The sequence below is a fragment of the Iodobacter arcticus genome (assembly GCF_042664895.1).
Taxonomy (GTDB): domain Bacteria; phylum Pseudomonadota; class Gammaproteobacteria; order Burkholderiales; family Chitinibacteraceae; genus Iodobacter; species Iodobacter arcticus.
The window spans coordinates 123,242-135,152 of sequence record NZ_JBHTBQ010000027.1; the positions used below are offsets into that span (position 1 = coordinate 123,242).

Annotated in this window: 10 protein-coding genes; 6 read left to right on the top strand and 4 right to left on the bottom strand. The window is 47.2% G+C overall.

The genetic code is table 11. The features are described from left to right. Positions 1-30: 30 nt before the first annotated feature. The 6 genes from ACFQNF_RS13355 (at position 31) to ACFQNF_RS13380 (ending at position 8,234) form a co-directional block, all read left to right on the top strand. Complete coding sequence (locus tag ACFQNF_RS13355; protein ID WP_380188444.1) at positions 31-2,781, top strand: hybrid sensor histidine kinase/response regulator; 2,751 nt, start codon at positions 31-33, stop codon at positions 2,779-2,781. Between the two features lie 375 nt (positions 2,782-3,156). Then, positions 3,157-4,164 (top strand): methionine ABC transporter ATP-binding protein, encoded by a 1,008-nt coding sequence (locus tag ACFQNF_RS13360; RefSeq protein WP_046353437.1) that lies wholly within the window; start codon positions 3,157-3,159, stop codon positions 4,162-4,164. Beyond that, positions 4,164-4,838, top strand: coding sequence for a methionine ABC transporter permease (locus tag ACFQNF_RS13365; RefSeq protein ID WP_046353438.1), 675 nt, complete (start codon positions 4,164-4,166; stop codon positions 4,836-4,838). Before ACFQNF_RS13360 ends, ACFQNF_RS13365 begins: the two co-directional genes overlap by 1 nt. A gap of 92 nt (positions 4,839-4,930) precedes the next feature. Continuing rightward, positions 4,931-5,704 (top strand): MetQ/NlpA family ABC transporter substrate-binding protein, encoded by a 774-nt coding sequence (locus ACFQNF_RS13370; protein WP_380188445.1) that lies wholly within the window; start codon positions 4,931-4,933, stop codon positions 5,702-5,704. 392 nt (positions 5,705-6,096) lie between these two features. Beyond that, positions 6,097-7,689: a jacalin-like lectin gene (locus ACFQNF_RS13375; protein WP_380188446.1), complete on the top strand. Its 1,593-nt coding sequence runs from the start codon at positions 6,097-6,099 to the stop codon at positions 7,687-7,689. A 203-nt stretch (positions 7,690-7,892) separates the two neighbouring features. After that, positions 7,893-8,234 (top strand): zinc ribbon domain-containing protein YjdM, encoded by a 342-nt coding sequence (locus ACFQNF_RS13380; protein ID WP_380188447.1) that lies wholly within the window; start codon positions 7,893-7,895, stop codon positions 8,232-8,234. A 116-nt stretch (positions 8,235-8,350) separates the two neighbouring features. Here the strand turns inward: ACFQNF_RS13380 and ACFQNF_RS13385 are convergent, their stop codons facing one another. The 4 genes from ACFQNF_RS13385 to argJ all read right to left on the bottom strand — a co-directional run bounded on the left by ACFQNF_RS13385 (position 8,351) and on the right by argJ (position 11,730). Beyond that, positions 8,351-9,004, bottom strand: coding sequence for a DUF799 domain-containing protein (locus ACFQNF_RS13385; RefSeq protein ID WP_380188497.1), 654 nt, complete (start codon positions 9,002-9,004; stop codon positions 8,351-8,353). 19 nt (positions 9,005-9,023) lie between these two features. Beyond that, positions 9,024-9,380 (bottom strand): DUF4810 domain-containing protein, encoded by a 357-nt coding sequence (locus tag ACFQNF_RS13390; protein ID WP_380188448.1) that lies wholly within the window; start codon positions 9,378-9,380, stop codon positions 9,024-9,026. A gap of 12 nt (positions 9,381-9,392) precedes the next feature. Further along, on the bottom strand, positions 9,393-10,070 hold the full coding sequence (locus ACFQNF_RS13395) for a CsgG/HfaB family protein (protein WP_380188449.1): 678 nt from the start codon (positions 10,068-10,070) through the stop codon (positions 9,393-9,395). Between the two features lie 430 nt (positions 10,071-10,500). Further along, positions 10,501-11,730, bottom strand: a complete 1,230-nt coding sequence (gene argJ, locus ACFQNF_RS13400; protein ID WP_380188450.1) for a bifunctional glutamate N-acetyltransferase/amino-acid acetyltransferase ArgJ — start codon at positions 11,728-11,730, stop codon at positions 10,501-10,503. Between the last annotated feature and the right edge of the window lie 181 nt (positions 11,731-11,911).

The following is an 11,911-nucleotide window of genomic DNA, read 5'->3' on the forward strand; positions in this document are numbered from 1 at the left end:
ATATCGCATGCTTTTACTAAGAAATATACCTTGAATATCCTGACAAATATTTTTTTAACCTTAAGCAGCATCCTGCTGTCTTTGCTATTGGCGGCCCCCGCCTCTGCCCTGATTGTGCGTGACAATCTGGCTGGCGCTCATCTCGAACAAGAATTACTGATATGGCAAGATCCCAGCAGAAATCTAGATCTTGAAGGAGTGGTTCAGCAACGTGATGCAGGGCGCTTTCAAGTGCCAGCAGGGCTAATGCATACGCTTGGCTATTCACGGAATGCAATCTGGTTTTCTTTTAATCTGGAGAACCCCAGCGGGGGGGATATCAGTAATTATCTGGAATATACCGAAGCACAAATTGGCGCAGTAAGCCTTTACACCCGCAACAAAGGCGAAAAAGCATGGCAGGTGCAACACTTTCGCACCGAGCAAAGCGGGCTAAGCAGGCCACTGGCAACGATCAGGCCGATTTTTTTGCAGAAAACTCCTGCTAAAACCAGCTTAGAAGTACTGATTAAAGTGGTGTACAGCGAGCATAAAGAGATGGCCGGGCCGGTTATGTCGGATATCCGGGTGTGGGGAGAGCGCAACTTTCTGCAAGCCAATAACCATGAAATGCTGTTCTGGGGAGCCATGCTCGGCATCATGCTCCTGATGTCTTTTGTGGCCCTTGCCGTTTTTTCTGCGGCAAGAGATCAAACTTTTCTTTTTTACGGCTTAAAGCTACTTGCACTCACGCTGGCCCATTTAAGTGCCACCGGCGTTTTACCCTTACTCTTATGGCAAGGGCACTATAGCCTGACGCTCTTATACACATTAAGCGGGCTGTATTATATTTTTTCGGCACAGTTTGTAAGGCTTTATCTAAAAACACCTCAAATCACCCCAAGGCTGGATATTGCACTCAAGGGCATTATTGCCTGTGGGGCGCTCAGCACGCTGGGTGCGCTCACAGGATTTATTCAATTTGCCCTGCTGGCTTTAGAAATCGGTGGCGTCGGCTTTTTGCTTTATGTGGCGGCCAGCCTTTATGCGGTGCGCTACGGCGTTTCGGGGGCTAGGTTATTTGCGCTTGCCTGGGCCATTTATACGATATCTATTATTGTTACTTGGGGTTTACGCGGGCTGGCGCTAATCGATCACAGCGCGTTTACTGCCCGCTTTAATTCAATCTCTATTGCCATTGAAGTCATTCTCTTTAGCACGGCCATGGCTTTGCGCGTGGCCGAAATCAACCGGCAAAAAGAGCGGCTGGAAAAAGCCTATCGCCTGCAGCTGGAAAGAGAAGCCTCTGAATTAGAAGCGCTAGTGATGCAACGCACTCATGAGCTGGATTTAGCCCGCCGAGATGCTGAAGCCGCCAGCCTTGCCAAGAGCAATTTCTTAGCCCATGTAAGCCATGAAATCCGCACCCCGCTCACCTCGATTTTGGGCTATGTAGATCGCTTAAAACACGATACATCGCTTAATCCACCTCAATTACAAAGCCTGTTGCGCATTGCCGACAGCGGTGATTATTTATTAAGCCTAATTGCTAATGTGCTTAATGTCAGCAAGCTGGAAGTCGGGCTGGCAGAGCTGGATGAAAGCACAATATCTATTGATGTGCTGATCAGGCAGCTGCAAGCCCTGTTTGAAGAACAAGCCAAATCTAAAGGGTTAGTTTTCAGTATTCAGTGCAGCTTAGAAGGCGATTTTGTCTTAGACGCAGGTAAGTTGCGGCAAATTTTAGTCAATCTGATCGGCAATGCCATTAAATTTACCGAAGCAGGCAGCGTGTGTTTAATACTCAGCGCTAGGCAGCAAGACAGCCAGTGCTTTATGCGGGCAGAAGTCATCGATAGCGGGCCGGGCATTGCCGCCGAAGACTGCCAGAAAGTTTTCTCACCTTTCGAGCAAACATGGCTGGGTAAGCGTGCGGGAGGTGCTGGGCTGGGTTTATCTATTTGCAAAGATTTTGCAGAGCTAATGGGCGGCAATATTCAATTAAGCAGCAGCTTGGGCCACGGCGCGCACTTTACAGTGCAGGTGCCCGTACTCAATCAAGCCAGCAGCAGCAAACCCAATGTGCCTCTTAAAGCGATTGGGCGATTAGATGGACGACATATTCTAATTGCAGAAGATCAAGAAATTAATCGTGAGCTATTAACCGACTTATTAATCAGCGTAGGAGCCAAAGTCAGTGCCTGCGAAGATGGCCTGAGCGCCCTCAGCACCTGGCGGAATCATTGTGATGCCGATACCATTTTGCTGGATTACCACATGCCCTTACTTAATGGCATGCAAGTCTCGCGCAGCATTCGGGCTTTGGGATTTAAAGGCCGCATTTTGCTCGTAAGCGCCGGACATTCACCGCAAGCAAATCAACTGGCAGCCGCAGGCATTGATCTGTGGATAGGCAAACCCTTTCATCGTGAATCACTGTTTGCTGCCCTGCAAAACCAAACCGCCCCGCTGTACGAGCCAAAACCAGCGGTACTAGATCTGGAGCAAGCCGCAAGGGCCTTGGCTTATCCCATAGAAAAATGCGCCCATATGGCGCAAAAAGGCTTAGATAGAATCGGCCAGTTGCTTAGCATGCTGGAGCAAGAAAACAATCTGGAAACCCGCCAGCGCCATGTACATAGTGCCAAAGGCATTGCCGGGCAAATTGCCGCAAACCAGCTGAGCGATAGCCTCAGCTTGCTGGAAAGCCAGCCCGATGATGCAACAATCAAGCAGCAAGTCATCGCCAACCATCAACTGGCGCTGGCTGCGCTGCAAAAATGGCAAGAACAAGTGTTTTAGCCACCAAGCCAAGTCATCGTCCCGTATTCTTTTATGGGAAAACAGCTTGTTTATCTTAAGGCGGTAGTGATTTAAAATGACCTTTATCACGAGAGCCTGTTTGAAACGCGTATAATCCTTACAAATTCAGCGCTTAGCAGCGCCGAAAATACTCAAGCCCCAGCCGGGCTACTGCATTAAAAAACGGCCCGACAACACACTGTCTGGCCGTTTTATGTTTTTTGCTACTTTACATATCATATTAAAGATTTTGGAATTATATGATTGGGCATTAAAATCACCACCTGCCTGCTTGCAGCTTGCTCTGAGCAGCTTAAAAAACGCCTGCCAAGGGCAATCAATTTTATAAATTAAGCCCACAAGGTTTGCATTACCGTGATTAAACTTGAAAACGTCAGCAAGGCATATCGGGTTGATGGCCGTGATATCCCGGCACTTGCTGGTGTGTCTTTATCGGTTACAGCTGGTTCTGTATTTGGCATTATTGGTCATTCTGGCGCGGGTAAATCCACGCTGATTCGCCTAATCAATCTCTTAGAGCGCCCTACTGGCGGGCGCATTTTGCTAGATGGCGAGGATGTCACCGAGCTAAATGCCTCGGCCCTGCGTGGCCTGCGTCAGCAAGTAGGCATGATTTTCCAGCATTTTAATTTGCTTGGCTCCAAAACCATAGCCGAAAACGTTGCCTTCCCCTTAAAAATTGCCGGCGCGCTCAATAAAGCGCAAATCGCGCAGCGCGTGGATGAATTGCTGGCGCTCGTGGGCCTCACCGATCATCGTGATAAATACCCGGCACAATTATCCGGCGGGCAAAAACAGCGCGTCGGTATTGCTCGCGCACTGGCTAATCGCCCTAAAGTGCTGCTCTGCGACGAAGCCACCAGCGCACTCGATCCGCAAACCACACAATCTGTTTTGCAATTATTGCTCGATATTAATAAGCGGCTAGGACTGACTATTGTCTTAATCACCCATGAAATGGATGTCATCCGCAGTATTTGCGATCGCGTGGCGGTCATTGATGGCGGCTTGATTGTGGAAGAAGGCCCGGTCACGCAAGTATTCTTGCACCCCAAGCACCCAACCACCCGCCGCTTTGTATTTGAAGCCGAGCATATCGATGAAAACAAGCAGTACGATGATTACCAGCATGTTGAAGGCAAAATCGTGCGCCTGACCTTTATTGGCGAATCGACTTACCAACCTATTCTTGGCTCGGTGGCCAGAGATTGCGCGGTAGATTTCAGTATTTTAGCTGGCCGTATCGAGCGAATTAAAGATACGCCTTGCGGCCAGCTTACCCTTGCCCTGAGCGGCCACGATGTAGACGCGGCTCTCGCCCGCTTTAGCGCGGAAGGGATCGATGTAGAGGTATTACGCTAATGGAATTCTTTAATCAACTGACCGCTAATATTGATTGGGTAGAAATCTGGCTGGCAGGGCAAGATACGCTGATGATGCTGGCAGGCTCTTTAGTATTTACGCTGGTGCTTGGCCTGCCGCTGGGTGTCTTGCTGTTTCTAACCGGCAAACGCCAGCTGCTTGATCAGCCTGCGGTTTACGGAGTTTTATCATTTCTGGTCAACGTGCTGCGCTCTGTGCCGTTTGTGATCTTACTGATTATCATGATCCCGTTTACAGTACTGATTGCAGGCACCTCACTGGGCGTAGCTGGCGCAATCCCGCCTTTGGTAGTCGGTGCCACGCCCTTCTTCGCCCGCTTAGTTGAAACCGCGCTGCGAGAAGTAGACCGTGGCATTATCGAAGCCACCCAATCTATGGGGGCGAGCACAAGGCAGATCGTATTTGGCGCCTTACTACCTGAAGCACTTCCGGGGATTTTAGCCGCCATTACCGTAACAGCCATTACCTTAGTCTCTTATGCAGCGATGTCAGGTGTGATCGGCGGCGGCGGCCTTGGGGACTTAGCGATTCGCTTTGGCTATCAGCGCTTTCAAACCGATGTGATGGTAGTAACGGTCATCTTGCTGCTGATACTGGTACAGATCTTACAAATGGTGGGCGATCGTTTGGTCACGCACTTTAGCCGCAAATAATCAGCCCGCATGATGGCCGAACTTTTGCTCTGATGAATGTCTTAAAACATGAACAGCTCTCTGGTGTTTACCTTTCTAGGAAATAAACTTTTATGAAAAAGATCATTGCACTACTGACCGCGGCCTTAGCCTTTAATACCCAAGCCGCCGATACACTCACCATTGGTGCAACTGCTGTTCCTCATGCAGAACTGCTGGAATTTGTAAAACCACAGCTGGCTAAAGAAGGCGTAGAGCTAAAGATCAAAGTGTTTACCGATTACGTGCAGCCGAATGTGCAATTGGCAGAAAAACGCCTAGATGCTAATTTCTTCCAGCACAAGCCTTACTTGGATGAATTCAATAAAGGCAAAGGCACACGCTTGCAAAGTGTTGCTCTGGTGCATGTAGAGCCATTTGGCGCGTACTCCAGCAAAGTAAAATCACTCAAAGATTTGAGCGAAGGCGCAACCGTTGCCATTCCTAACGACGCCACCAACGGCGGCCGCGCACTCTTGCTGCTGGAAAAAGCGGGCATTATTAAGCTAAAAGACAGCAAAAACATTCTGTCTACCAGCCGTGATATCGTAGAAAACAGCAAGAAGCTGAAATTCCGTGAGCTGGAAGCCGCCACCCTGCCACGCGTGCTGACTCAGGTTGATGTCGCCCTGATCAACACTAATTACGCACTTGCAGCCAACCTTAACCCAAGCAAAGATGCACTGGCCATCGAAGGCGCACAATCACCTTACGCCAACATCCTGGTAGCCCGCCCGGATAACGCAGCCAGCCCGGCCATGAAAAAACTGATCGCAGCCTTAAACAGCCCGGCAGTTAAAGCGTTTATCACCGAAAAATACAAAGGCGCGATTGTTCCAGCGTTTTAATGCTTGAATAGTTAATCCTTTAAAAACCCCAAGCTGCGAGGCTTGGGGTTTTTTTATGCCCGCTCCCCTGTCTCTGAATATTATCTTTCCCACATCAGATCAACCTAGCCTGTGGATAAATGATCGACTTGCTACGCCCAGACTCTCTTGCCTCATTTATTTTTAACAAAGTAAAAATTAAGAACTATCATCATTTTTAATATTTATTAAAGTAAGTTTTTTGTAAATTAATTACAAATAAAACTTACTTAATGTAAATATTATTCTTTCAAAAAATAGAAATATTGGCGGGGTTTATTCACTTACCAAACCGTGTAAACCGATATATGCCTGCAATCGGCACTGTAATAATTCAAACCTGGCTAAGTACCAACAACTTTTAAGAGGTCAACATGAAGCTCGCTACCACGCCATATCAGCAAGTACAGCATCTGATCCATAGTTCGCTAGAAGGCAGCAACACCGCCAAGTTTCCAGTAAAAGGGCAAGGAACGGTATCGGTTCAGCCCAGCATCTTCAAAGCATTTGCCATCGAACTAAAAAGCGACAATAGCAACGCCATCCGCCTTGAAATTGAAGCCAGCGGAATCCGGCTACTCTACAACGGTATGGAAATCGCCAAACAAGCAGCCATAGGGCTCAACCCTAGCGGTGAGATCCAACCCTACTGGCTAAGCTTGGACACCAATAACAAACGAATTCGCTATGGCAAAGGCGAGATGCTGCGCACGCTCATGCTCTTTGAATACAGCTGGGCACAGACATCAGATAAGCAGCTTAATACCGCAGAGATCAAGAACATTGATGTACAAAATACCGAGTTAACTAAGCTGCAGCTACTCTCCATTCCTGTAAATCTTGATCCATCCCCATATATTGTTTCTATGGATGCGGTCACGCTGGAGCTACTGGCTGAAAATAAGATTAGTGTGATCTCGGATCTGCCAGAAGCTTGCCAGCACCTTTATTCAAATGTTGCCGGTGAGGGAATGAGCTTGCGCCCTACTGACTTCCCTGATTTTCCCGAAGCCATCCAGCGCTCCATCCTGACACCTGGTTGTATTTGCTACAAAAAACTAGCTGAAAAACCGGCCGAATTTGGCTACTTGCGCGTCACTATCGATACCAATCTGGGGGACTCCCCTGGCCAGCCCTATGTATTAGAAATATGGCCCGCTGGCAATGGCTCGCCTATTCATGATCACGGCGATGCCTGTGCCGTGATTAAAGTATTGTATGGGCAAATTCAGGTGTCTTGGTTTGCAGCACTCAGCCCCCAAATTTTAACGCCTTGGGGAAAAGTAACCGTCCAGACAGAAGAAGTCACCTTTCTGACTCCTGATTATTATCAGATTCACCAATTATTTAACCCAAAACCCAAGGGAGATCAATTCTGCGCAACAATCCAGTCTTATCGCTACGAAGCTGATAACACCCAGCATTATGAATACTTTGATTACATTGAAGATGGGAAAATCAAGCAGTTTGATCCAGATTCAGATTGGACGTATTTAGACTTTAAAGCGCAAATCCATGAAGAATGGCTGGCACGCTGGCAAGAAGGACCGGCTGGCGAGCAAAGCAGAAACTTTGACGATAAACCCGCTGCCAATGCCAAACTCACGCGGCTTAATATCCGTTCAGGCAAGATCATCGATGCAATACAAGCTGTATATGGCACACAAACCATGCCACAACATGGCGGCAATGGCGGGCAGCTGATCACCATCACTTTTGCCGATGATGAATATATTACCGAGGTATCTGGCCAATATGGCCAATATCAATTTGGCAATGTCACCTGTATTGCGCAGCTTAAGATTCGCACCAATAAGCGCTTGCTACAAGAAATTGGTAACGCAGAATCCGTGAGCAACTTAAAACCATTCAATTTTACTGTACCGACACAAAATGAAATCATTGGCTTTTTTGGCCATAGCAGCGAATACATCAATGGCCTGGGGATTCGCTTCCGCTCACGCTAATAATCTTAACTAAGCGCAGAAGGGGCCATTAAAGCAATGACCCCCTTTTCTGTTTGATGAAAATAAATCCAAACCCATCTAACCATTGAGCAGCCGCAAAAAAGTGCAAAGTACACATATATACCAGCAGCGCTGCCAAAATACTGAATGAGGCCAGCTGTTATAATCCAGCAGATCTGAATCAACTTAGTAGAAACAACATCATGTCTAATATCCCTGCTTGCCCACAATGCACCCTAGAAAACACTTACCCGGACGCAGATAACTATATTTGTGCAGACTGTGGTTTTGAGTGGCCTATGCAAGAAGTGGCGAGCGATGACAGCGACGATACGATCGTAAAAGATTCTAACGGCACTGTATTGCTTGATGGCGATGCCGTTGTTTTGATTAAAGATTTAAAAGTAAAAGGCACCTCCACCGTGCTGAAACAAGGCTCTAAAGTAAAAAGCATCCGCTTGGTGTCTGGCGGTGATCATGAAGTAGATTGCCGTATGGATGCGGGCAATTTTATGCTGAAGGCTTGTTTTTTGAAGAAGGCTTAAGCCACCGCCAAGTGATAAGCCGCTCATGCCAGTACTAAGTCAGGCTTCTTGAGCAAATCAAAAAAATGCCAGCCCACACAAAGTGGAGCTGGCATTTTTTACGCTGTAATCAAAAATTAATTGATAACATCCTTTTCATAATGAGCAGAGCGTGGGCCATATAAAAGACCACTAGGACGGCCTGCCGATAGCAGCCTATTGCTCGCAATACCCGCAATCGGATGGCCAGCATCTGTCACACTATTAACAATCTGCTTAATGGCCGCAGTGACCAACACAGCAATAATGCCCCCTCCTGAATTACTCGATTCACCACTTGATGCGGATGCAAGCCCTGTCCATAACACCTTGCCGGTTTTCAAATCCACCAGCTTGGCATTTGCAGTCACTTCAGTCACGCTATCAAGAATCATGTAGGTCGTACCGTACTTGCTAATCGTGATATAGAGCGCAGCATCTGCACCAAAAATCTCTTTTAACTTATTCGTTGATACGGCATGAATTTCTGCAGCATTACTCAAACCATTTTGCTTAAAAGTTTCATTGGCTAAAGTAACGGGTAATACATAATAACCAGCCTCTGCCAATGGATACGATACCTGTGACAACATGCTATACGTTGCATTCACATCGGGTGACTCATTCAGCGGAGGCAAAACCAAAATGGAGCGAGGCCGGCTTTCTTTCAGTGCCGTATAGTCATATTTCTTTGGCGTAGCGCAGCCTGTAGCCAGCATCAGAGCAGATAGACAAGCAACTAATTTCACAATCTTTAACATCATATCCCTCTTACAGCTTGGTTTTTTTCAGCAAGAAATCCATATAAGTCGCAGACTCAGGAAACAACTCTTTCTCTGTCTGAAACTCTTTCTCAACTCGATCAAGCTTGCCAATACTGGAATACAACAAGCCCAGATGCGCATGATATCCAGGCGGCGGCCGATTGCCTTTGGCATGGATTTTTTGCAGATCGGCTTCAAGAATGCTGATCTGAGCCTCCGGCCCTTGGCCTTTTAAATACTCATACACCTGTGGCTGGTAGCCTTCCCACTGATACAGAGTCTTAGCTGGCGTACTGCAAGCGGCAAGCAAAAGACCCGCCAAAAGAGCGCAAGCACGCTGTTTTATAAATTTATTCTTCATCATTGTGCCAATCAATTATTTATTAGGAGTCCAAGTGCCGCTATCCATCGCCTGTACTAAGTGATTGACCGCTTCGCGCACAGCCAGATCCAGCACCTTGCCATTTAGCGTCGAATCGTAGCTAGCCGTGCCACCAAACCCAATAATCTCTCGATTAGATAAGCTGTATTCACCTGCCCCTTGGCTCGAAAAAACCACTTCAGACGTTGTAACGTTAACGATATTTAAGCTAACTTTGGCATAAGCAACCTGTGATTTACCACGGCCCAGCAAACCAAATAACTGCTGATCACCGACATCCTTACGGCCAAACTCGGTAACATCACCGGTAATCACATAATCAGCCCCTTTTAAGCTTTGAGCTTGCTTCTTTAGAGCTGATTCCTGCTTCATTTCTTCCAGATTATCGCGATCTAAAACATTAAATCGATTTGTCTGCTGTAAATGGCTGATTAAAATCGTTTTGGTCTGGCTGCCCATCCGATCTACACCATCAGAAAAAATACCGCGCATATAGCTAGATCGGTTTTCGAATTTACCCACCGAAACAGGTGTGCGCACGCCTGCATAAGGCCTTGCGGCGCTTTCCACCTTTGCAACAGACAAAGAATGTGAGCTTTCCGTAGCACATCCAGCCAAAGAGGATAGCAACACAACAGCCGTAAGCTTAGAAAAAACTATATGTAGCTTCATTGTTATTCCTAATTACCAAAGTAGTAATAAAGTCAAACATCATACTTTTGGAAGCAAGCAGAGTAAATAAGAATTGAGAAATACATAAATAGTTTTTTAATCGCTAAACGTTAATTGCACTTTTTAACGCATAACAGGGGATATCAGATAGGGAATGAGAACACAGCGTTAAAATAACAAATAAGCAAGGGGATCTTAAGGCAGGAAAATAGCGAGAATTCGTCTAATCTTTGTGTCAAATAGATTGATATCAGAAAATAGAAGCGGCTTAGTCATTACGCTCTAAAAACACATAAAAAAATACACAGATGAGTTAAAACCACTTCACCATTTACTTCTTTAAAGATTAATTAGAGTAGAATATTTGCCACTCGCCATACATTCAGACTTTGGTTAATGCGTGGGCACAACAACGTGCCCACCCTACATTTTAGCTACGATAATCCGCATTAATTTTTACGTAGTCGTAAGAGAAATCGCAAGTCCAGATGGTGGCAGACTCCAGCCCACGGTTTAGTTTTACAGTAATGCTGATTTCGGATTGCTTCAGCACGCGCTGGCCATCTTCTTCCTTATAGCCAGCATAGCGGCCACCGTCTTTGGCGACCAACACGTCATCCAGCCACACCTCCAGCTTATCCACATCCAGATTTTCAACTTGCGAATAACCGATCGCGCACAAAATACGGCCCAGATTAGGATCAGAAGCAAAGAATGCTGTTTTCACCAAAGGCGATCTGCCAATGGCGTAGCCAACGGCCTTGCATTCAGCCCTAGTGGTGCCGCCTTCTACATTAATGGTGATGAACTTGGTTGCGCCTTCGCCATCGCGAATGATCGCTTTAGCCAGTGTTTGGCTGATTTCCAATACCGCATCGCGCAGCGTTATAAAATCTGCGCTGCGGGTGTCTGCCACTTCGGCGTTACCCGCTTGCCCTGTAGCCATCAAAATAAAACTGTCGTTGGTGCTGGTGTCACCATCCACCGTGATCGAGTTAAACGAGCGATCCGCCGACCAGCTGACTAATTCTTGCAACACGGCCTGCGATACGGCGGCGTCGGTGGCCAGATAGCCCAACATGGTCGCCATATTCGGGTGAATCATGCCCGCGCCCTTGCTAATCCCAGTCAGAGTCACGGTTTTGCCATCCAGCACAATTTTCTTGCTCGCGGCTTTAGGCGCCACATCGGTAGTCATGATGGCATTGGCGGCCTCAAACCAATTCGCTGGTTTTAGATCGCTAATGGCCGCATCCAGTGCCCCAATGATTTTAGCGGCCGGTAGTGGCTCTAAAATTACGCCGGTGGAAAACGGCAGCACTTGCGCCGGGCTGATATCCAAGCGCTCAGCCAGTGCAAAGCAGATTTCTTTAGCGCGCTCATAGCCATCCAAACCCGTGCCCGCATTGGCATTGCCGGTATTCACCACAAGGGCACGAATCTCGCCCGTGTCGGCGAGATGGCTGCGGCAAATACGCACCGGTGCGGCGCAAAATTTATTCAGTGTAAACACCCCAGCAGCGCGACTGCCCTTGGCTAATCGCATCACCAGCACATCTTTACGGCCAACCGTTTTAACGCCTGCCGAGGCAATACCGAGTTCTACTCCGGCAACAGGATAAAGCTGGCTAGGATCGAGTGTAGGCAGATTAACGGGCATGGCTGAAGTCTCCGTGAAGGGCAAAAAGGATTATTGTAAAACACCTCTGCATCGTTGCAGGGGCAAATATTGAGCGGACACTCAAAGCAAGTAAATAGGCCTTGTTTTAAAAGCATATTTTCGAATCTTGACAAAGCAGCAGAACATGATTTTATGACCGAATTATTTTTATAAGGGTTTA

Excerpts from the sequence above, each read along its gene's own strand:
- ACFQNF_RS13365 (WP_046353438.1), top strand. The coding sequence starts at position 4,164 with ATGGAATTCTTTAATCAACTGACCGCTAATATTGATTGGGTAGAAATC.
- ACFQNF_RS13370 (WP_380188445.1), top strand. The coding sequence starts at position 4,931 with ATGAAAAAGATCATTGCACTACTGACCGCGGCCTTAGCCTTTAATACC.
- ACFQNF_RS13375 (WP_380188446.1), top strand. The coding sequence starts at position 6,097 with ATGAAGCTCGCTACCACGCCATATCAGCAAGTACAGCATCTGATCCAT.
- ACFQNF_RS13380 (WP_380188447.1), top strand. The coding sequence starts at position 7,893 with ATGTCTAATATCCCTGCTTGCCCACAATGCACCCTAGAAAACACTTAC.
- ACFQNF_RS13390 (WP_380188448.1), bottom strand. The coding sequence starts at position 9,380 with ATGATGAAGAATAAATTTATAAAACAGCGTGCTTGCGCTCTTTTGGCG.
- ACFQNF_RS13395 (WP_380188449.1), bottom strand. The coding sequence starts at position 10,070 with ATGAAGCTACATATAGTTTTTTCTAAGCTTACGGCTGTTGTGTTGCTA.
- argJ (WP_380188450.1), bottom strand. The coding sequence starts at position 11,730 with ATGCCCGTTAATCTGCCTACACTCGATCCTAGCCAGCTTTATCCTGTT.